8 protein-coding genes and 2 pseudogenes are annotated in these 23,428 nt (G+C 62.3%); 7 read left to right on the plus strand and 3 right to left on the minus strand.

Annotated elements, in window-relative coordinates; all coding sequences use genetic code 11:
* The first annotated feature begins 32 nt into the window (after positions 1-32).
* Complete coding sequence (locus EV586_RS01635) at positions 33-785, plus strand: metallophosphoesterase (RefSeq protein ID WP_165898154.1); 753 nt, start codon at positions 33-35, stop codon at positions 783-785.
* A gap of 11 nt (positions 786-796) precedes the next feature.
* A complete protein-coding gene (locus EV586_RS01640; RefSeq protein WP_132943327.1) occupies positions 797-1,123 on the plus strand; it encodes a hypothetical protein in 327 nt (108 codons plus the stop codon).
* A 45-nt stretch (positions 1,124-1,168) separates the two neighbouring features.
* On the opposite strand, the gene EV586_RS01645 is transcribed toward EV586_RS01640, so the two are convergent.
* The 3 genes from EV586_RS01645 to EV586_RS01655 form a co-directional block, all read right to left on the minus strand.
* The gene (locus EV586_RS01645) at positions 1,169-1,846 is read right to left on the minus strand and encodes a hypothetical protein (protein ID WP_132943328.1); all 678 of its coding nucleotides are present in this window, start codon (positions 1,844-1,846) and stop codon (positions 1,169-1,171) included.
* Positions 1,847-1,858: 12 nt separating this feature from the next.
* Entirely contained in the window at positions 1,859-2,263 is a 405-nt protein-coding gene (locus EV586_RS01650) for a DUF6188 family protein (RefSeq protein WP_132943329.1), read from the minus strand.
* A gap of 100 nt (positions 2,264-2,363) precedes the next feature.
* Complete coding sequence (locus tag EV586_RS01655) at positions 2,364-3,194, minus strand: DUF2935 domain-containing protein (protein WP_132943330.1); 831 nt, start codon at positions 3,192-3,194, stop codon at positions 2,364-2,366.
* A gap of 138 nt (positions 3,195-3,332) precedes the next feature.
* Between EV586_RS01655 and EV586_RS01660 the strand changes: the two genes are divergently transcribed.
* From EV586_RS01660 to EV586_RS21760, 5 genes and pseudogenes are all read left to right on the plus strand, one after another.
* Positions 3,333-4,796, plus strand: a complete 1,464-nt coding sequence (locus tag EV586_RS01660) for a spore germination protein (protein ID WP_132943331.1) — start codon at positions 3,333-3,335, stop codon at positions 4,794-4,796.
* 2 nt (positions 4,797-4,798) lie between these two features.
* Positions 4,799-5,899, plus strand: a complete 1,101-nt coding sequence (locus tag EV586_RS01665; protein ID WP_165898155.1) for a GerAB/ArcD/ProY family transporter — start codon at positions 4,799-4,801, stop codon at positions 5,897-5,899.
* Positions 5,896-6,978, plus strand: a complete 1,083-nt coding sequence (locus EV586_RS01670) for a Ger(x)C family spore germination protein (protein ID WP_132943333.1) — start codon at positions 5,896-5,898, stop codon at positions 6,976-6,978. The genes EV586_RS01665 and EV586_RS01670 overlap by 4 nt, the downstream gene beginning before the upstream one ends.
* A gap of 161 nt (positions 6,979-7,139) precedes the next feature.
* Positions 7,140-13,733 (plus strand): annotated as a pseudogene (locus tag EV586_RS21755) (amino acid adenylation domain-containing protein); the annotation flags it as partial.
* A gap of 6 nt (positions 13,734-13,739) precedes the next feature.
* A pseudogene (locus tag EV586_RS21760) lies at positions 13,740-23,372 on the plus strand (non-ribosomal peptide synthetase); the annotation flags it as partial.
* Positions 23,373-23,428 lie beyond the last annotated feature (56 nt).

Here is a 23,428-nt window from a genome sequence, read left to right on the forward strand (position 1 = left end):
CTAAAAGAAATGCAAGGAGTGAAGAGGAACTCATGCTAACATGTATCGGCGATCTACACGGTCAATACGACAAGATGAGCACAGCGCTCCGCACAGACGGGCTGATCGACGAGAGCGGGTCGTGGTGTGGCGGAACCCGCACGCTGTTCTTCCTTGGCGACTACGTCGACCGCGGACCGGATGGCATCGGCGTCATCGACCTCGTCATGCGTCTGCAAAGGGAAGCGGAGCAGGCGGGCGGCGGCGTGCACGCCCTGCTCGGCAACCATGAAGTCCTGCTCCTCGCCGCCCATCGTTTCGGCGAGCACCCCTGCGGCGGCTCCGCAGGCACGTTCCATGCTGACTGGCTGCGCAATGGCGGTCATCTGCACGACTTGGAGCGCCTGCAGCCGCACCACATCGCCTGGCTGTCCGACCTTCCGGCGATGCTTAGGCACGAAGACCTGCTGTTGACTCACGCCGACAGCCTGCTCTACGAGCAATACGGTGCTTCCGTGCCTGAGGTCAACGCTGCGATTGCCAAGCTCTTGCACGCCCGCGTCCCGCACGACTACGACCTGCTGCTCGACCGCTTCAGCGACCGCCTCGCGTTCTGGCAGGCCCCCGAGCGGCTGGCCCGGTTTCTGAGAACCTACGGCGGCAACCGCCTGATCCACGGCCACACCCCGATCCACTACCTGCAGCCGGATGCGCCGCCAGCGCCGTTTGTCTATGCGGACGGCGCCTGTGTCAATCTCGACGGCGGACTGTATCTCGATCGGGCATCATTCGTCTATCGCGCGTAACCGCACATGAATTGGAGGAGAACAACCTGAAAAACAAAAAGGCATTTATCATTCTGCTCAGCTCGCAACTGCTCTTCTTGCTGCTGCTGTTGCCCTGGTTCCTGTTCGCCGGGCTTTCTGTCATGATGTTCGACACGCCAGGCTCGGAGCGTGACGTCACGACGCTGACGATCTTTTTCACGATCCTGGCCTACCCGTTGGGGGTCGCAGTCAGCATCCTCACAAGTTGGATCGCATATGCCCGCAGCCGCTACAAGGCGGCTTACTGGTGCGCGGGCATCCCGCTGTTCTGGGTGATCCCGATCGCCCTGTTCTGGGGCTATGCTTTGCTCTCCTAAATCGATCGAAAAAGAAAAAGAGAGTCTGTCGAGCGACAGACTCTCTTACTGTTTCGGCATCTTCTGCTGCCGGTACCACGCCAAAAACGTGAGGAACGGGATCTTATCGGCGATCGAATCATACTTCTGATACCCTTGGCGGAAGAAATAATACCCGACCAGGCTCAAGACCAGCAAATGAATCGAATAATACTCGAACGCAAGCGCCGTCACCGGCACGAGCAGCATCTTCACCGCCAGATACACCGCATAAAACAGCCCGAGCACGGCGAGCGAACGCATCATGTTCGCCAGCGCCAAAAACACGTCGCGTTTCGGCATTTTGTCGGCGACGGGGGAGAACACGAGGTTGAACAGCTCCGGATCATTCGGATAGATCGGTCTGCCATAAAAATCGGCCAGCGCGCTCAAGATCGACTCGTTCATTTCGTTGGGAAAATCCATCTTGGTCTTGCGGCCTTCCAGCGCCGCTTTGCGGCGGCCCTTGCGGCGCCCGATCGCCAGCATCCATTTGGTCAGCGGTTCTGCTTCGATTGTGCGCGAGATCTGGGCCAGCAGCTGTCCGACGACATAGCCGATCACCAGCATCACGGCGAGCGTGCCCATCTGCAGGCCGTTGTCCCAGATCGGCAACCAGGGGGCTTCGCGCTCGAGGATCGCCATCAAGAGCACGCCGGGGAACAGCACGGCGATAAAATCATAGATTTGAAGCGGCAAATTCAAACGTATTCCTCCTTACTTCTCCTCCTGCACAAGCTCCGGCTCCCAAAAGGTATACCGACCGCGCGGACCGGCGACCAGAAAAAAGCCGTCGGGACGCGTCAACTGCCAATTTTCCGTCTCGGAACCGGAGCATAACACCTCAAGACACAAGCCTTCCTCAAACTCCACCGTCAGATCGGACGGGAATTCCCGATGCGACACCAGGTTCACCGTCCGCCCGGACAGATCGTCTGCCAGCCGGAACAGGGCCTGGGGATCGTGTTTCCCATACAACAGGTATTCCCGATTCCGCAGCCTCCAAAAACATTCCACGTGCAGACTGCCAAAACTAAACTTTATCTGAGGCGTCAGGCTGCCGGTCGCAACGGCCTTGACAACTTGTCCCGCAAAGAGTGAAAAGTCGATTGCACTGTTCATCAAAACTACCTTCTTTTGGAATAGATTCTCTTCATATCTTAACACTTTTCTGAACATGAGAATAGTGGAGAAAGTAAAAGCCGTCTTCATGCGCCATCGTTCAGCGCTTGAAAGACGGCTTGGTCAGTTGACAATTGATCATGGGCAGATCGGGCGCGAACGCGCTCAGCTTGCGCAAAAAGTAGCACGACTCCGGGAAGTGATGTTCCAAAAAGCGCAAGGTCGTGTCGGTCAGCACCGTGCTGTTGCGATAACGTTCGGCGATCTGTTCGACATACTTGTAAAACTCGATCACCGCCGCCGCCACTTCGCGGACGAACTGCTGCTGCGCCGGAAAGCCGGGCGGGGTGAAGCGCAGATACTTGGTCATCTGCTGGTGTTTGATCCACAGCGCCTGCAAGACGCGCTGGTAGTCTGTCGTCTTGGTCTCCGAGAGCAGCTCGACAGGATCGAACGTGTCTTTTAACAGCTCGGCGTGCCCGATCTGATCGATGATCCACAGCTGCAGCAGGGCAGGCAGCGGCAGTTGCGACGGCTGCCGGCCCTGCACATAGGCGCTCAGCAGGCGCAGATACTCCTCCGCTTCGTCCAGCGTCCCGTTAAAATAGGACGGCGTGCGGTTCAGGTTGACCCGGTTCAACAGGCGCAGGTTTTGCAGATGGCCTTCAAACTGGTAGTACGCCGATGTCACGCGCTGTGCGTCCACGGCCAGCGTGATCATCTCCGGCGCATTTTCACGAAGCCGCGGGTCCAGCGCTTCGACCCGTTCGCACAGCGTGCGATAGGCGGTCTGATAGGACAGGGCAACTTCTACCCACTGCGTTTCGGATGCTGACAGAAAATCGACCAGAAAATACGTGTGGTCTTCCAGAATCTCCAGCCAAAAACGGTGCTCTTCCCAAGGGATCAGTATCGCTTGCGACCGTTCCATGCCCGCCCTCCTCAAAGTGCCCGATTGCTCCCTACCATGAATATGCGGAGCCGGGCAGGGGAATGAACGCAGAATACAGCTGGCAAAAGAGGGGGATTTTAACAGAAATGACCGAGCTGGAAGGAGGCGAACCCCTCATTGCGTCCGGAACTCTCATCAGACCTAGCAGAGAATCTGCAGGAGCTGGAAGAACGGTTTGGAGACAGCCCCGATCTGGTCAACCATCAGTTCTCGACCCAAACCGGGCAGCGCGCGGCGCTGCTCTATCTCGAAGGTCTGGTTGACAAAGTGACGATCAATTCGCATATTCTGCATCCGCTGCTGCATGTGATGCAGGACAACCAGACGCCAATCGAGGTGATCTCGGTCGGTCAAACCAAGCAGATCTTCCGCTTTGCCGACATCGAACATGCGCTGTTCCAAGGCAAAAGCGTGCTGTTCGTGAACGGAGATACGGCAGCGATCGAGATCGAAACGCAAGGCTGGCCGCAACGGGCGATCCAAGACCCGCAGTCGGAGTCGACCTTGCGCGGCGCGCACCAGGGCTTCACCGAGACGGCCGGGCAAAACATCTCGTTGATCCGCCGCTATCTCACCAACCGCCGGTTGACGATCAAAAAGCTCACCGTCGGCGAGCGCAGCCACACAACGCTCTACCTCGTCTATCTGGCGGACGTGGCGCGCCCGGAGATCGTCCGCGAGCTGGAGACGCGCATCCGGGCGATCTCCACCGATGCCATCCTCTCCACGGGCGAGCTGGAACAGCGGATCGAAGACAATCCGTACACGCCGTTCCCGCAGTTTCAGATCACCGAACGCCCCGATGCCGCCGTGTCGCAGATTCTGCAAGGGCGTATCGCCGTGATCACCGACGGGTCGCCCGGCGCGTTGATCGGGCCGATGGTCTTCGTCTCCTTCTTTCAATCGATGGACGATTACAGCGCCCGCTTCGTGCTGGCCTCTTTTATCCGGCTGCTGCGCTTCACGGCGCTGCTGATCGCCATGTTTTTGCCCGCCTTGTATGTGGCGACGATCTCTTTTCATTATGAGATGCTGCCGCTCAACTTGCTGCTGTCGATCGGCGAGTCGCGCGCCAAAGTGCCGTTTCCGCCTTATTTGGAGGCGCTGATGATGGAGATCACCTTGGAGATGCTGCGCGAAGCGGGCATCCGGCTCCCGGCGCCGATCGGGCAGACGGTCGGGATCGTCGGGGGCATCGTGATCGGCGAAGCGGCCGTGCAAGCCGGATTTGTCAGCAACATCATGGTGATCATCGTATCGCTGACGGCGATCGCCTCGTTTATCATCCCCAACCACGAGATGGCCGCTTCGGTGCGCCTGATCCGCTTTCCTTTGATGCTGCTCGCCGCCATGTTCGGGATGATCGGGATCGTTGTGGGAATCATGATCATCGCCGGGCATCTGCTGTCGCTCGAATCGCTTGGTTTGCCATACGGCAGCCCGATCGCGCCGCTCCGCCTCCGCGATTGGAAAGACACCATCGTGCGCTTTCCGCTTTGGAAGATGGACAGGCGTCCGCGCTCGACCCACCCGCTGCAGTTGCGGCGGCAGCGTCCTTCGGGCAAAGAAGGGGACGAGTGATGATGAAAAAGTACGCATATAACGAGATCACGTACCGGCAGTACGTGTTTTTCCTCTACAAAACGCAGATTGGGATCGGTGTTTTGACCTTGCCCCGCACGGTGAGCGAAGCGGCCGGCACCGACGGCTGGATCCCGATCCTGGTCGGCTGGGCGTTCGTCCTGCTGGCCAGTTGGCTGATCATCTCGGTGCTGAAAAGGCACCCGCAGGACACGCTGTACGACCTGCTGCCCCGCTATTTTGGAAAATGGGTTGGCGGTCTGTTCAACATCCTCTGGATGCTGTATGGCGCGCTGGGTGCAGCTGTCATCCTCTATGCGACGGTGAACATCATGCGGATGTGGATCATGCCGCAGACTTCTCCTTTTTGGATGGTCATTTTGCTGTCCATTCCCCTGTATACGATCGGCCGCAACGGGCTGCGTGTGTTGGGGCGGTTCGCTGAGTTTGTGTATTTCTTTACGCTCTGGATGTATCCGCTTCTGCTGTTCTCCTTGCCTGATTCGCGCCTGCTCCATCTGCTGCCGGTGTTCAAAGACGGCTGGACCCCGTTCCTCGTGGCGTTTCAAACGATGATGCCGTCCTATCTCGGGTTCGAGATGGCGTTTTTGCTCTATCCCTTTTTGCAGGAAAAGCAGAAGGCGCTGCGCGGCGTGGTGACGGCGAGCACGATGACGATGCTGCTGTACCTCTTTATTTTCCTGTTGTGCACCACCTATTTCGGGCCGGAAGCGCTCAAAACGTACGTCTGGCCGACGCTGAATCTGATGAAGGCGATCGAATTGGTTTTTGTCGAGCGCTTTGAGATCTTCTTTCTGTCGTTCTATTACATCATCGTCTCCATGACGATCATGCCGTATCTGTATCTGGCGGTGTTCGGCAGCTCGCAGCTGATGGGCAAACAGGACCACAGCCGGCACTTGCTGGTGCTGCTGGCGCTGATCGTGCTCTTTTTTGCCGTCCATCCGGTGAACTACGAGCAGTCGGAACGGTGGACGAAGATGTTTGGGCGGGCGGGCATTGGATTTGCCTTCGTGTTTCCTGCGCTGCTGTTTGCGTATGTCACCGTCAGCGACAAGATGCGAGGGAGGAAGCTGTCATGACGCGGAAGTGGATTCTCGTAACCCTGACGACGGCTTTGCTTGTCTGCGGCTGCGGACTGGAAGGAAAGTCGCTGGAGGAAATGTCGATTTCCCTGGTCGTGGCGATCGACGATGAGGAGAAAAACGGGCTGACGATGTATCAGAGCTACCCGGTCTTTTCCCAGACCGGGCAAGGGAAAAGCCGGATCCTAAAAGCAACGGCCGAATCGGTGCGCGATGCCAGCGGGCAGATGCAGTCGATGTCGCCCGGCACGATCCGCAGCGGGAAACTGCAGGTGCTGCTGATCGGGAAGCAGTTCCTGGAGCGAAGAGCGGCCGGTCCTTATATTGATTCGATCCAGCGCGATGCCAAAAATCCCACCAATGTGATCGTCGCCGTCGTCGACGGGGCGGTCGACAAGGTGATGCAGTACAACCCGAAAGAGCGGACGCTGGGGCCCTACCTCCATGAGTTGATCGACACTGCTTACAAGCAGGGCAGCACGGTGGAAACGTTGCTGCACGAATGCTACAACCGTTCATATGAGCCGGGGATGACTCTGGCGCTGACCGAAATGGAGTATCTTGGCAACACGGCCCGGATCAAAGGAACGGCGCTTTTGAACAAGATGGGCCGATACGCAGGCTCGCTGGACCGGGAGGAGAGCATGCTGCTGATGTTAATGCAGGATGAATTGGAGCGGGAGGTTGCGTATACGCTGGACGGAAAAGGACTGAGCATGAACCTTGCGCCGGTCAGGCACAAAGTGCGGACCGGCTGGTCGCAAGGCGCATTTCAATTTGAGATGAAGCTGAAGCTGAACGCGGAGATCACCGAAGTCTCGGCGGAGAGCTATCACGAGCAGAACATCAAAGCGGTCGAGAAAATGATCGCCACCGAGCTGCAAAAGGAATTTCAAAAACTGATCACCAAGCTGCAGCGCCTCGAAGTCGACCCGCTGGGACTGGGTCTGTACGCCCGGGCTTATCAATTTAAACATTGGCGAGAGGCAGAAAAAAATTGGCCGGCCGCATTTGCCAAAGCGAAGATTCATGTCACCACCGACGTCACCATCGAAAATTACGGCGTGATCAAATAGCACCCGCTCGCGGGTGTTCTTTGTTTTAAACTGACCGTCCAATCTGGAAAGGAGTTTTGTTGTATGATGAGAATAAAAAGTGTTGAGTGTTATTTATTGTGTGCAATTTGTTATTTGGATTATTTTTTAATAATTTCGAAACGAGTATCAGGAGGGGAAACATGACAACGCTGATCCGCACATTTTCTACGTTGATCGAACTGTTGCAGTGGCGTGCCGACCAACAAGGGGAGCAGGCGGCCTACACTTTTTTGCTGGAAGACGGGGAAGAGCGGCACATCACGTATGCTGACCTCGACCGCAAGGCGCGCGCCATCGCGGTGCGCTTGCAACGTGACCATCAGGCCGGGGAGCGCGCATTGCTTCTGTATCCGCCGAGCCTTGACTATATCTCCGCCTTTTTCGGCTGTTTGTACGCCGGAATTATCGCCGTGCCGGCCTATCCGCCGCGCGTCAACGGACATCTGGGGCGCCTGCAGGCGATCGTCGCCGATGCGGAGGCGACGGTGGCCTTGACCACGCCGGCGATTCTGGGAAGTATCATAACGAGATTTGCCGATTCACCAGAGTTGAGCAACCTGGCCTGGATGGTGCCGCAGGAAGCGGACGAGGGCATGGCGGAGCATTGGAATCACCCGGAGGCGGAGAAGTCGACACTTGCCTTTTTGCAATATACGTCCGGCTCTACGTCGCTCCCGAAAGGCGTCATGCTCAGCCATGGGAACCTGCTGCACAACCTGAAGCTGATCGAAAGCTGTTTTGGCACGACGGCAGACGGGAGAGGTGTGATCTGGCTGCCTCCATACCATGACATGGGCTTGATCGGCGGGATCTTGCAGCCCCTGTTCACCGGCTACCCGGTGACGCTGATGGCCCCGGTCGATTTTATCCAAAAGCCGCTGAAGTGGCTGGAGACGATTTCCCGTCTCGGCGCGACGGTCAGCGGCGGGCCGAACTTTGCGTATGAGCTGTGCTTGCAGAAGATCACGCCTGAACAGCGCGACGCGCTCGATCTCAGCTCGTGGGAGATCGCGTTTACAGGTGCGGAGCCGGTGCGGGCGGAGACGCTGGAGCGCTTTGCTGAATTTTTTGCGCCGTGCGGGTTTAAAAGAGAGGCGTTCTATCCGTGCTATGGACTGGCCGAAGGGACGCTGTTCGTCTCCGGCGGCGAGAAGCGGGAAGCGCCGGTCGTGCGCGCGTTTGACGGGGCTGCGCTGAGCGCGAACCGCGTGGAAGAAGTGCGCGGCGAGCAGGGAGGCGACCGCTCTTTGGTCAGCTCGGGGCGTCTCGCGCTCGTCGGGCAGCAGATCGTCATCGCCGACCCGGTGACGGGCGAGCGCTGTGCCGACGATCAGGTCGGCGAGATCTGGGTATCCGGCCCCAGCGTGGCGCAAGGCTACTGGAACCGTGAAGAGCAGACGGAAGAGACGTTTCACGCGCAACTCGCCGGAACGGACGAAGGGCCGTATTTGCGCACGGGCGACCTCGGCTTTGTGCAGGACGGCGAGCTGTATGTGACCGGGCGCTTGAAGGATTTGATCATCATCCGCGGGCGCAACTACTACCCGCAGGACATCGAGTTTGCCGTGCAGGAAAGCCACCCGGCGGTGAAAAACAGCAACGGGGCGGCTTTTTCGATCGAAGTGAACGGGGAAGAGCGCCTCGTGGTCGTGCAGGAGATCGAGCGCGTATACCGCAAAGCGAACCTCGCCGACGTGGCAGCGGCGGTCAGACAGGCGGTGTCGGAAGAGCACCAGCTGCAAGTGCATGCTGTCGTGCTGATCAAGCCGGTGTCGATTCCCAAGACCTCGTCGGGCAAAGTGCAGCGCCACGCTTGCAAAGCGGGTTATCTGGCCGGGACGCTGGACGTGATGTACAGCGATGAGCCGGTCCTACCTGACGATGCAGCAGTCGCGGAGCGGCAGACGGAGACTGGGGGCGACGCCCTGACGCGCGAAGCTGTGCTGGCACTCCTGCCCGAGCAGCGCCAAGCGGCGCTGGAAGCGCACCTGCACCGCCTGTCCGCTCAGGTGCTGCGCGTCGCTCCTGCGCTCGTGCAGCCCGACAAGTCCTTGAATGCTCTGGGGCTCGATTCGATCATGGCGGTCGAACTGAAGCATGAACTGGAAGAAAGCTTCGGCATCGTTCTGCCGTTCACCCTCCTGCTGGCCGGGCCGAGCCTGACCGAGCTGGCCGGGGAGATCGCCGGACAGTTGGCAGCTGCGGAGGATCGCGTGCTGGAAGAGCAAGTTTTGCCGTCGTATGCAGAACATTCGCACCCTCTCCCGCTGTCGCAAGGCCAGCGCGCCCTCTGGTTTCTGCAGCGTCTCGCGCCGGACAGCGCCGCCTACAACATCTCCCGCGCCGCTGTCATCCGCGGACTCGATGCGGACAGGCTGCGAGCGGCGTTCGACCGGCTGATCATGCGCCATCCGCTCCTGCGCGCCCGCTTCGAGATGCAGGACGGCGAGCCGGTGCAGCTGATTCGCGAAGAGGCCCGGGCGTCTTTTGTCGCGGCAGACGCGGCGGTGTGGAGTGAAGCCGAGTTGCAGGAACGGCTGCAGGCGGAAGCGAACGCCCCGTTCGATCTGGAGCGGGACGCACTCCTGCGCGTTCGTCTGTACGCCCGCTCAGAGCGCGAGCATGTGCTGCTCTTGAGCATCCACCACATCGTCGCCGACTTCTGGTCGCTCGGCGTGCTCGTGCAGGAGCTGGAGGCGCTCTACAACGGGACTGTGCCCGCACTGCCGCCGCGCAGCTTCGGGGAGTTCGTCGAGGAGCACAATCGCCTCCTGAACAGCCCGCATGGCGCCACTCTGCAGGCGTATTGGGATGAAAAACTGGCCGGGGAGCTGCCGATCCTCGACCTGCCGACCGACCGTCCGCGCCCGCCGGTGCAGACCTATCGCGGCGCTTCGGCGTCATTCGGGCTGTCTGCCGGGCTGACCGACCGTTTGAAGAAGTTGGCCGGGGAGCACGGCGCGACTTTGTACACGCTGCTGTTGGCGGCGTATCAAGTGCTCTTGTACCGCTATACCGGGCAGGAAGACCTGCTCGTCGGCTCCCCGACCACCGGCCGCAGCTCGGCGAAAGATGCCGGCACGATCGGCTATTTTGTCAACCCGGTCGCCCTGCGCGCCGACCTGTCCGGCCAGCCCGCTTTCGCCGGGCTGCTGAAGCAAGTGCGCCGGACGGTGCTGGAAGCGCTCGACCACGCCGGGTATCCGTTCCCGCAGCTCGTCGAACGCCTGCAGCCGGATCGCGATCCCAGCTATCCGCCTCTGTTCCAAACGGTGTTCGCGCTGCAAAAATCGCATCTGGCGCAAAGCGACGCTTTGGGCGGGTTTGCGTTGGGACGAAGCGGGGCGGTGTTTGAGTGGAAGGGCCTGACGCTGGAGTCGGTCCACATGATGCAGCAAGGGGCGCAGGTCGATCTGACCTTGTTCATGGCGGAGGGGCACGGCAGGCTGTCCGGGGCGTTTGAGTACAACCCGGACCTGTTTGACGCGGCCCGCATCGAGCGAATGGCGGCGCATTTTGCAACGCTGTTGCAAGGCATCGCCGAAGATGCGGAGCAGAGCATCGCCGAGTTGCCCTTGTTGACCTCTGCGGAGCAGGAACAACTCCTGATCTGGAACCAGAACACGACCGAGTACGGCCAGGGACTGTCGATTCAGCAGGTGTTCGCGGCGCAAGCACAGCGCACGCCGGATGCGGTGGCGGTCGTCTTTGGCGAGCGTTCGCTGACCTACCGGGAACTGGACGAGCGGACGAACCGCCTGGCCCGTCATCTGCAAAAACAGGGTGTGCAGCCGGGTGAAATGGTCGGCTTTTATTTGGAGCGCTCGCTGGAACTGCCGCTGGTGATGCTCGCGATCTTGAAGGCGGGCGCAGCGTATGTGCCTTTTGACGCACGGTATCCGGCCGAACGCTTGGCGTATATGTTTGCCGATACGAAAGTCGATGTGCTTCTCACACAGGCCGACTTGGCAGAGCAGCTGCCGCCGCATGGTGCGCAGGTGATCTGCATGGATGAAGACACCGCGATCTGGGAGGAGTGCGCCGATGCGCTGCTCGATGATCCTTCGACCGGGGAGAGCCTCGCCTATGTGATGTATACCTCCGGCTCGACCGGGCAGCCCAAAGGCGTGCTGGTGCCGCATCGCGGGGTGGTGCGTCTGGTCAAAAGCACCAACTACCTCGACATCGCCGAGGGCGATGTGGTGATGCAATATATGGGGGTGGCGTTCGACGGATCGACCTGCGACATCTGGGGGGCATTGCTCAACGGGGCCAAACTCGTGGTGTCGCCGCCCGGCCAAGCGGCGCTGGAGGAGATCGGCGCGGAGATCGCCAAGCACGGCGCGACGGTTGCCATGTTTCCGACCGGCCTGTTCGTGCAGATGGTCGACGATCATGCGGAAGGTCTGTGCGGGCTGCGCCTCGCGATCACCGGCGGCGACGTGCTGCCGGCACCGCAAGCGAAACGGGTGGTGCAGCTCGGGATTACACTCGTCAACGGCTACGGGCCGACCGAAAACACCACCTTCACGACCTGTCATGTGATGGACGCTGCGTCTGTCATCGGCGCCAGCGTGCCGATCGGGCGGCCGGTGTCGAACACGACCGTGTACCTGTTGGACGGGCGGATGCAGCCGGTGCCGCTCGGGGTGCCGGGCGAGCTGTACACGGGAGGTGCAGGCTTGGCGCTCGGGTATCTGAACAAGCCGGAGCAGACGGCGGAGAAATTTGTGGACAACCCGTTTGGCGCAGGCAAGCTCTACCGCACGGGTGACTTGGCTTGCTGGCGGGAAGACGGCACGGTGGAATTTGTGGGACGTGCCGACAATCAGGTGAAGATCCGCGGCTTCCGCGTCGAGCTTGGCGAAGTCGAAACGGCGCTGACCGCCCATCCGCAGGTGCTGCAAGCGTACGTGATGGTGCACGGCACGTCGATCGGGGACAAGCGTCTGGCCGCATATGTAACAGCAGAAGGCGATGTGACCGCTGCGGAGTTGCGGGCCTATCTGAAAGGGCTGCTGCCGGAGTACATGGTGCCGTCCGCGTTTGCCGTACTCGATGAACTGAAGCTGACCCCGAACGGCAAAGTCGATCGCCGCGCGCTGCCCGAGCCGGATTTTTCCCTGGCGGACGGGATGTATGTCGCGCCGCGCACGCCGCTGGAAGAAGTCGTTGCCAGAATCTGGGCCGGCGTGCTGGCGGCGGAGCAAGTCGGGGTGGAAGCGAACTTTTTTGAGCTGGGCGGACACTCGCTGTTGGCGACACAGGTGATGAGCCGCGTCAACGAAGCGTTTGGCGTTACATTGCCCCTGCAAAGCCTGTTCGAGTCGCCGACGGTGGCCGGGCTGGCCGAGCAGATTCAGCGCGCGCAGGAATCGCAAGGCGCGACGGCGATCCGCACGCCGATCGCCGCGGTGGAGCGCGGGGCGGCGCTTCCGCTGTCGTATGCCCAGCAGCGATTGTGGGTGCTGGAAGCGTTCATCGGCGGGTCGGCGGTGTACAACATGCCGTACGCGCTGCGCCTGCAAGGCGCCTTGCATGTCGCCGCGCTGGAGCGGGCGTTGAATGAGATCATCGCCCGCCACGAAGCGCTGCGGACGACGTTTGACAAGGGCGACGGGCAGCCGGTGCAGGTGATTCACGAGCCGGAGTGGCTGCCGCTTCAGGTGGAGGAACGGACGGAGGCGGAGCTGCTGCAGATCGTGCAGGCGGACGCCCGAACGCCGTTTGACCTCAGCGCGGGCCCGCTGGTGCGCTTCCGCCTGGTGCAGGTGGGGGCGGAGGAGCATGTGCTGGTGTTCAACATGCACCACATCGTGTCGGATGGCTGGTCGACCACCGTGTTTGTGCGGGAGTTCGCCGCGCTGTACCGCGCGTTTGCGCAAGGCGAAGCATCGCCGTTAGCGCCGCTGCCGGTGCAGTATGCCGACTATGCGGTCTGGCAGCGCGAGTGGCTGCAAGGGGAGGTGCTGGACGGGCAGCTTGCCTATTGGAAACGGCAGCTCGGCGGCGAACTGCCAACCCTGCAGCTGCCGATCGACCGACCGCGCCCGGCTGTGCAGACGTACAGCGGCGCGGTGGAAACGTTTGTCCTCGCGCCGGAGCTGACCCAAGCGCTGCAAACGCTGAGCAACCGCAAAGGCGCGACGCTGTTCATGACGATGCTGGCCGGGTTCCAAGTGCTCCTGTCCCGCTACAGCGGACAGGAAGAGATCTGTGTCGGCACTCCGGTCGCCGGGCGCACACAGCGCGAGACGGAGGGGCTGATCGGCTTTTTCGTCAACACGCTGGTCATGCGCACCGATCTGTCTGGCGCGCCGAGCTTTGACGAGCTGATCGGGCGCGTGCGCGAAGTTGCTTTGGGCGCGTATGCGCATCAGGATGTGCCGTTTGAAAAATTGGTCGAAGAGCTGCAGCCGGAGCGCGACATGAGCCGTTCGCCTTTGTTCCAGGTGATGTTCGACGTGCTCAGCGATTCGATCACCGACATGGAGCTGCCGGAACTGGCTCTGTCTTCCCTTGCTGTGGACAGCGGCACGGCGAAATTTGACATCAACCTGACGTTCCGCCGCGAGGGCGGAAAGCTCGTCGGGCTGTTCGAGTACAACACCGATCTGTTTGAGCGGGCGACAGTGTCCCGGATGATTGGACATTTCACCCGTCTGCTGGCAGCGGCGGCAGCAGAGCCGGAGCGGTCGATCGCCGAGCTGCCGCTGTTGACGGCGGAGGAGCGCGGGGAGTTGCTCCGGGCCGGGAATGATCCTGCCGCACAATTTGCGCAGGAGCTGTGCATCCATGAGCGTTTTGCCCAGCAGGCGGAGCGCACGCCGGATGCGGTGGCAGTGGTGTATGAAGGGGCGTCTTTGACTTATCGCGAGCTGAACGAGCGGGCGAACCAATTGGCGCATTACCTGCAGCGTCGGGGTGTCGGGCCGGAAGTACTGGTCGGGCTGGCGGTAGAGCGGACGCTGGAGATGGTGGTCAGCCTGCTCGGGATCTTGAAAGCGGGCGGGGCGTATGTGCCGCTCGACCCGTCCTATCCGCAAGACCGTCTGGCCTTCATGCTGGAAGACTCGCAGCTTTCCGTGCTGGTCACGCAGGAGCAGCACCTCGCGACCTTGCCTGCGCATGCGGCGGCAGTCGTTTGCCTCGACCGCGATGCGGCCGAGATCGCGCAGGCAAGCCGGGAGAACCCGGTCAGCGGCGCTGCGCCGGACAGCTTGGCGTACATCATCTACACTTCGGGATCGACCGGTCGCCCGAAAGGCGTTTTGATCCCGCATGCCAATGTGGGCCGTCTCTTGACGGCGACCGAGCACTGGTTCCAGTTTGATGAACGGGATGTGTGGACGGTCTTCCACTCCTATGCGTTCGACTTCTCCGTCTGGGAGATCTGGGGCGCTCTGCTATACGGCGGCCGGTTGGTCGTCGTGCCGTACTGGGTGTCCCGTTCGCCCGATGCGTTCTACGAGCTGTTGGCGCAGGAAGGGGTGACGGTGCTCAACCAGACGCCGTCCGCGTTCCGCCAGCTGATGCAGGCGGAAGAGCGTGCGCAGGCAAGCGCGGAGTTGGCGCTGCGCTATGTGATTTTTGGCGGTGAAGCGCTGGAGCTGACCTCGCTTGCGGCGTGGTTTGCACGGCATGGGGATGCAACGCCGCAACTGGTCAACATGTACGGGATCACGGAGACGACGGTGCATGTCACGTATCGCCCGATCACGCGCTCCGATGTCGAGAGCGGAGCGGGCAGTGTGATCGGCGTGCCGATCCCCGACCTGCAGGTCTACGTGCTGGACGGGCAGCTGGAGCCGGTGCCGTATGGCGTCGCAGGCGAGATGTACGTCGGCGGGGCCGGGGTGGCGCGGGGGTACTTGAACCGAGCCGATCTGACCGGAGAGCGTTTTCTCGCCAACCCGTTTGGCGCCGGCCGCCTGTACAAGACGGGCGACTTGGCCCGCCGTCTGGCGAGCGGGGAGCTGGAGTACTGTGGGCGGATCGACCAGCAGGTGAAGATCCGCGGCTTCCGCATCGAGCTCGGGGAGATCGAGTCGCTGCTGGTGTCGCATCCGGCAGTGCAGGAATGCGTGGTGATGGCCCGGGAAGACGTGCCGGGCGACAAGCGTCTGGCAGCGTACTTCGTCGGCGGTGCGGAAGGCGCGCCGGAGATCGGCGAGCTGCGCAGCTACTTGAAGGAGCGGCTGCCGGAGTATATGATCCCGTCCGCTTTTGTCAAGATGGACGTCATGCCGCTGACGGCGAACGGGAAGATCGATCTGCGCGCCTTGCCCGTGCCGGAACTGTCGGCTGCGGCGACGCACGCATATGTCGCGCCGCGCACGGCAGCCGAGGAGCTTGTGGCGGGGATCTGGGCGGATGTGCTGCGGGCCGATCTGGTCGGCGCGGAAGACAATTTCTTTGAACTCGGCGGACATTCGCTGCTGGCGACGCAGGTGATCTCACGGGTCAACGAAGCGTTTGGCGTGCAGATGCCGCTACGGGCACTGTTTGAGTCGCCGACCGTTGCCGAGCTGGCCGGCAGCATCGGGCGTATGGCGGGAACTGCGGCTTCAAAGCCCTGCGCCGGGATCGAAAAAGTGTCCCGTGAAGCGGCCCTGCCTCTTTCCTTCGCCCAGCAGCGCTTGTGGTTGATCGACCAGCTGATGCCGGGCAGTGCAGTGTACAGCATCCCGTTTGCCGTGCGCTTGCGTGGGGAGCTGGATGTGGAGGCGATGGAGCGGAGTTTGAACGAGCTGATCGCGCGCCATGAGTCGTTGCGCACCGCGTTTGCGAGCCGAGACGGCGGGGCGGTGCAGGTGATCGCCGAGCCGGGGTGGACGGCGCTGGAAGTGCTGGACGTTCCGTCGGAAGCAGAGGTGCAGGCGTTGATCTTGCAAGAAGCAAGAGAGCCGTTTGATCTCACCGTCGGTCCGCTCGTCCGCTTCCGGCTGTTGAAGTGTGGGGCGAAGGAGCATGTGCTGGTCGCAAATATGCACCACATCATCGCGGACGGCTGGTCGATCGGCGTGTTCACCGCGGAATTCGCCGCGCTGTACGAGGCGTTCCGTCAAGGGCAGCCCGCGCCGCTTGCGCAACTGCCGATTCAATATGCGGACTATGCCGCGTGGCAGCGCCAGTGGCTGCAAGGAGAGGTGATGGATGAGCAGCTTGCATATTGGAAAACGCAGCTCGGCGGCGAACTGCCCGCGCTGCAGCTGCCGACCGACCGTCCACGACCGCCGGTGCAGACCCATCAGGGCGCGGCGGCGCGGTTCCGGCTGCCGGAAGCATTGAGCGCCGGGGTGCGCAAGCTGTCCCGGCAAGCAGGAGCAACGCTGTTCATGACTTTGCTCAGCGGGTTTCAGGCGCTCTTGTCCCGCTATACGGGACAAGAAGACATCTGTGTCGGCACGCCGCTTGCCGGACGCCACCACGGGGAGACGGAAGGGCTGATCGGGTTGTTCGTGAACACGCTGGTTCTGCGCGCCGACCTCAGCGGCAATCCGACGTTTGCCGACTTGCTGTCCCGCGTGCGGGAAACGGCGCTCGGGGCGTATGCGCACCAGGATGTGCCGTTTGAGAAATTGGTCGAAGAGCTGCAGCCGGAGCGCGACATGAGCCGGACGCCGCTGTTCCAAGTGCTGTTCGTGCTGCAGAACGCCCGCCAGTCTGACATCGAGCTGCCGGAGCTTCAGTTGCAGATGATCGACGCGGACGGCGGGATGGCCAAATTTGACCTGGAGCTGTCGATGGAAGAGCAGGGCGGCACGATCGCCGGGGCGCTGACCTACAACACCGACCTGTTCGATGCCGAGACGATCTCGCGCATGATCGGGCACTACCTGACCCTGCTCGCAGGCGCGGTAGAAGCGCCGCATGCGCCGCTGTCCGGCCTGCCGCTGTTGACCGCAGCGGAAGAAGAGCAGCTGCTGGAACGGTGGAACGGCGCATTGCCGGACGTACCGCATGCTTGTCTGCACCATCTGATCGAAGCGCAGGCGGCCAAGACGCCGGAGCGCACCGCGGTCCTGTTCGGCGAGGAGCGTTTGACCTACGCCGAGCTGAACGCCCGCGCCAACCGCCTTGCGCACTATCTGCAGCAGCTTGGCGTCGGACCGGACGCGCTCGTCACCCTGTGTGTCGAGCGTTCGCTCGACCTGATGGTCGGCGTGCTGGGGATTCTAAAGGCGGGCGGCGCGTATGTGCCGCTGGACACGTCGTACCCGGAGGAGCGCATCCAGCTCATTCTGGAGGACACGCAGGCACCCGTGCTGCTCACGCAGTCCCACCTGTTGAGCCGTCTGCCCGATTCGATTTTGCAGCCGGGAGCGAAGAGCGCTCAGGCTGCCCGGGTCGTTTGCTTCGACCTCGACGGGGCGGAGATCGCCGATCAGCCTGACCACAACCCGGCCTCTGCGGTGCAGCCGCACCATTTGGCGTACATGATCTACACCTCCGGCTCCACCGGCCGTCCGAAGGCGGTCATGGTCGAGCATGGCAATCTCGTCTCCACGCTGCAGGCGAGCCAGGAGCGCTTCCGCTTCGGGGCGGACGATGTAATGCCGTGGATCGCATCGGTGGCGTTCGACATCGCGCTGTTCGAGTCGATGAACACCTTGCTCCAAGGCGGAGCCACCGTCATTCTCGCCCGCGAGCACGTGCTGGATCTGCCGCAGCTGATCCAAGACCTGAAAGGCTACACGGCCATTCACACCGTTCCGAGCCTGATGCGCCAGATCGTGCAGACGATCCGTGATCAAGGAGTGCCTGCGTCCGACTATGACGGCATGCGCCTCGTCTTTACCGGCGGCGACGCAGTGCCGCCCGACCTGCTCGATGAGATGAAAGAGGTGTTTAGGCAAGCGGAGATCCACGTCCTGTACGGCCCGACCGAAGGGACGATCATCTGCTCGAACTTCGCCGTGCCGCGCGGCACAGGCATGACGCGTCTGCTGATCGGACGCCGCCTCGTCAACGCTCAGCTGCGCGTGTACGATGCGCACCGGCAGCTCGTCCCGGTCGGTATTCCGGGCGAACTGTACATCGGCGGCCTCGGCGTCACGCGCGGCTACTATCAGCGCGAAGAGCTCAACGCTGAAAAATTCGTCACGGTAGAGGGCGAGCGCTGGTACCGCACCGGCGACTTGACCCGCTATCTGGCCGACGGGACGCTCGAATTCCTCGGCCGCATCGACAACCAAGTGAAAATCCGCGGCTTCCGCATCGAGATCGGCGAGATCGAAGCGGTGCTCATCCAGCATCCGAGCGTCCACGAGAGCGTGGTCATCGTTCACGAAAGCGCAGCGGGCGACAAACGCCTCGCCGCCTACCTCGTGCCGGAAGATGGGGAGCAGGCGGACAGCGCCGAGCTGCGCAGCTATCTCAAAGACAAGCTGCCCGAATACATGGTGCCGACTTTCCTGATCCAGCTCGACGCCCTGCCGCTCAATCCGAACGGCAAGATCGACCGCAGAGCACTCCCGGCTCCCGACACCGTTGCGCTGGAGGCGGCCGTCTACACCGCCCCGCGCACCGAAACGGAAGCGCTGGTGGCGCAGGTCTTCGCCGACGTGCTCGGCATGGAGCAGGTCAGCATCGACGAGAACTTCTTCTCGCTCGGCGGCCACTCGCTGCTGGCGACGCAGGTCATCTCCCGCCTGAGCGCTGCGCTTGGCACGCAGATTCCGCTGCGGCACCTGTTCGAGGCGCCGACCGCGGCCGATTTTGCAGCCGGGTTGGAATTGGGAGAGGCCGCCCATGCTCTCGTGCCGGTCGCGCGCGGCGGCGAGCTGCCGATGTCGTTCGCGCAGCAGCGCCTGTGGGTGATCGACCAGCTGATGCCGGGACACACCGCCTACAACATGCCGCTTGCGGTGCGCCTGCAGGGGCATTTGGATGCGCAGGCGTTCGAAAACGCACTGAACGGCATCCTGTCCCGCCACGAAGCGCTGCGCACTACGTTCGCAGAAAATGCGGACGGGCTGCCCGTGCAAGTGATCGCTGAGCCGGAATGGCAGACTTTGCTCCGTCTTGATCTGAGCGGCCTTTCCACCGCCGAGCGCGAGCAGGAAGCGATGCGTCTGGCCCAAGCGGACGCCACAGCGCCGTTCGACCTGACCGCAGGCCCGGTGATTCGCTTCTCCTTGCTACAGATGGGGGAAAACGAGCACATCCTGCTCCTGAACATGCACCACATCGTCTCAGACGGCTGGTCGATGGGCCTGTTTGTCCAAGAGTTCACCGCGCTCTACAGCGCGTATCTGCGCGGGGAAGACGCCGTTCTCAAGCCTCTGCCGATCCAATACGCCGACTATGCGCACTGGCAGCGTGAGACGTTGGCGGGTGACAAGCTGGAAGCCGAGCTGAACTACTGGAAAAACCAGCTCAGCGGCGAACTTCCGCTGCTGCAGCTGCCGACCGATCTGACGGGAGAAGAAACACAGGCCGGCGCCGACGTTTCGCTGACCTTGCCGAACGCGCTGACCGGACGCCTGCAGGAGCTGAGCCAGCGGTACGGCGCGACGATGTTCATGACGATCCTCGGAGCCTTCCAGACCTTGCTGCACCGCCACAGCGGGCAGGACGACATCTGCATCGGCACCCCGATCGCGGGGCGCAGCGCTGTGGAGACGGAAGGGCTGATCGGCTTTTTCCTGAACACGCTGGTCATGCGCGCCGACCTTTCCGGTGCGCCGACCTTCGTCGAACTGCTCGGCCGTGTGCGGGAGACGGCGCTGGGCGCCTACGCCCATGCCGAGCTACCGTTTGAGCGTCTGGTCGAGGAAGTGCAGCCGGAGCGCCGCCTGCACCGCAACCCGATCTTCGACGTGCTGGTCAACTACCTGAACATGCCGCCGCTGCAAGCCGATCTGCCGGAGCTGTCCGTCACGCCGCTGCCGGCTGTGGAGCAGGAAGCGAAGTTCCTCTTGTCCCTGATCGTGCAGGAGCAGGAGGGAGCCGGGCTGGCACTTCGACTGATCTACCGCAGCTCGCTGTTCTCGGAAGCGCGGATCACGGAGCTGCTGTCTCAACTGGAAGTGCTGCTGGAGCAGATCGCGGACGATCCGAATCTGCGCATCGATCAGTACTCGCTGGTGACCGAAGCGTCCCGCAGGTTGCTGCCGGATCGAAGCGCGGTGCTCGACGGGCCTGCGTATCCGTTCGTGCAGGAGCTGTTTGCACAGTGGGCGGAGCGCACGCCGCAGCAGATCGCCGTGGCGCAAGGAGAGGCGGCGTTGACCTACACCGAGCTGAACGAGCGGGCCGATGAGCTGGCAGCTTGCCTGCAAGCGCGGGGTGTGGAAAAAGGCGGCGTGGTCGCCGTCATCTCCACGCGCTGCTTCGGCCTGATCGCCGCGATGCTCGGCGTGCTGAAGAGCGGCGGCGTGCTGCTGATGATCGACGAAGACCTCCCGGCCGCCCGCAAGCGCGTGATGCTGGAAGAGTCGAAGGCGCAGCACGTCCTGCACCTCACAGGCGGGCAGGCGCAAGGGGAACTGGCCGACCTGCTCGCGGCGTATCGAGTGCTGACCGTCGATCCGGGCGGACAAGGGAACTTTGGTCGGGAAACAGCTGCCTTCGTGCAGCCTGACCTCTTGCCGGACGACCCGGCCTACATTTTCTTCACCTCGGGGACGACCGGCGTGCCGAAAGGGGTGCTGGGCCGCCACAACGGGCTCAGCCACTTCCTGATCTGGCAGCGCGAGACGTTCCGCATCGGGCCGGATGACCGCTCCTCGCAGCTGATCCACCTGTCGTTTGACGTGGCGCTGCGCGACATCTTCCTGCCGCTGACCAGCGGGGCGACGCTGTGCCTCCCGGACAAGCTGGACGATCTCAGCGCCGAGTACCTGCTCCCGTGGCTGGAGCGCGAGAAGATCTCGGTGCTGCACACCGTGCCTTCGCTCGCCGCTTCCTGGGTGTCGCAAGCACCGGCAGGCATCACGCTGTCTGCGCTGCGTTGCCTGTTTACAGCCGGGGAGCCGCTGACCGATGTGCTGGTGGGCAGATGGCGTCAGCAGTTCCCGGAGCTCGGCGACATTATCAACCTGTACGGACCGACCGAAACCACGCTGGCAAAATGTTATTATGTCGTGCCTGCACAGCCTCTGCCGGGCATCCAGCCGGTCGGGTCTCCGCAGCCGAACACGCAGGTGCTGATCCTGAACGGGCAGGGCGGCTTGTGCGGCATCGGGGAGGCGGGCGAGATCGTCATTCGCACGCCTTACCGCTCCTTGGGCTATATCAACAACGCGGAGGAGGGGGCGAAGCGCTTTGTCGGCGACCTCTATTTCACCGGTGACAAAGGGCGCTATCGCCAGGACGGTCTGCTGGAGATCCTCGGCCGCGTCGACGACCAGGTGAAAGTGCGCGGAGTGCGCGTTCAGCTCAACGAAGTGTCCTCCACGCTGGCCCGCCATGCGGCGGTCGATGCTTGCGCGGTGCTGGACTGGAAAGACGAGCAGGGCGACGTGACACTCGCAGCGTACGTGGTGCTCCAAGCGGCGCAGGCGGCGACAGCAGCCGAGCTGCGCGCCTTCCTGTCCGGCCAGCTGTTGGCGGCGATGGTACCGTCAGCGTTCGTGTTTCTGGAGCGACTGCCGTTGACCAGCAACGGCAAAGTCGACCGCAAAGCTTTGCCGCGGCCAGAGCTGGTGAGCGTCGAAGCGGACGAGTACGTCGCGCCGCGCACGGAGACGGAAGCGCAGCTTGCCCTGATCTGGGCAGATGTGCTGAAGCGGGAAGGGGTCGGCGTCACCGCCAATTTCTTCGATCTCGGCGGCCATTCGCTCTTGGCGACGCAGATGATCTCACGAGTCAGGCAGGCATTTTCGGTCGAGCTGTCTCTGCACAGCTTGTTCGAACGCCCGACCATCTCTGGGCTCGCTGGGCTGATCGCCGCTTCCCGCGGTCATGCGGACGGCCCGGCACTCGTGCCGGTCGCACGCGGCGGACTGCTTCCGTTGTCCTATGCCCAGCAGCGCCTCTGGTTCCTCGACCGGCTGGAGTCGAACAGCGCGGCCTACAACATCCCGCTGATCCTCCGCGTGCAAGGGGCGCTCGACCTGCAAGTCGTCGGGCATACCATGCACGAGCTGGTGCGCCGCCACGAGACACTGCGCACAACGTTTGCAGAAGTTGAAGGGGGAGCGGTGCAAAAAATCGCCCCGGTGGCGACGCAAGGGGACGGTGCAGGCGCAGGTGCGACGGCAGATGCAATCATTGCGAATACTGCTGAAGCACATTCGAACAACAGTGCAAACTTGCGTCACGTTGCAACGGCATCCGGGCAAGCGACTGTCACAGTTCCCATGATCGAACTGCCCGAGGCAGAAGCACTCGCCTACCTGCAACGGGAAGCGCAGCGCCCGTTCGACCTCGGCCAAGGGCCGCTGATCCGCGCGAACGTGGTGCGAGTGGCAGAATATGACCACTTCCTGCTGCTCAACATGCACCATATCATCTCCGACGCCTGGTCGGTCGGCGTGCTGCTGAACGAGTTTGCGGCTCTGTATGAAGCATTTGCGGCTGCTCAGACATCGCCGATCGCCGAACTCGCGATCCAATATGCGGACTACGCGGTCTGGCAGCGCGAATGGCTGCAGGGCGAGCGCTTGACCGCTCAGCTCGACTACTGGAGAGGGCAGCTTGGCGACGGAGTGCCGGTCCTGCAACTGCCGACCGACCGTCCGCGCCCGCAGGTGCAGACGTTCGCCGGGGCGCAGATTCCGTTCGTTCTGTCCAAGGAGCTGACCCGCGGTCTGAACGCGTTGAGCCGTCAGACGGGCGCTTCGCTCTACATGACCCTGCTCGCCGCGTTCCAGACCCTGCTCTCGCGCTACACGGGGCAGGAGGACATTGCCGTCGGCTCGCCGATCGCGGGCCGTCAGCGCACCGAGCTGGAAGGATTGATCGGATTTTTCGTCAACACGCTCGTCCTGCGCACCGACCTGTCCGGAGCACCGACCTTCCGCGAGCTGTTGCAGCGCGTCCGCCGCACAGCGCTCGACGCGTACGCCCACCAGGACGTGCCGTTCGAAATGCTCGTCGGCGAACTTGGCGTCGAGCGGAGTTTGAGCCACTCGCCCCTGTTCCAAGTCATGTTCGCCTTGCAAAACGTGCCGCTCGCCGACCGCGAAGTGGCGGGGCTGACTTTGTCCCCGGTGCCCTTCGAGGTGCAGACCGCCAAGTTCGACCTGTCGATGATGCTCCTCGAACAAGGGGAGACGATCTCCGGCGCGCTCGACTTCAACACCGATCTCTTCGACCGCGCCACCATGCAGCGCCTGATCGCCAACTTCCAGACCTTGCTCGGGTCCCTTTTGGCCGACCCGGACTGCCCGCTGGCCAGCCTGGAGCTGGTCGCAGCGGAAGAAGTCAGACAACTGCAGGCTTGGAACGAAACGGCAGCCGATTTCCCGGCGGAGCGCAC

The organism is Tumebacillus sp. BK434 (assembly GCF_004340785.1).
Taxonomy (GTDB): Bacteria; Bacillota; Bacilli; order Tumebacillales; family Tumebacillaceae; genus Tumebacillus_A.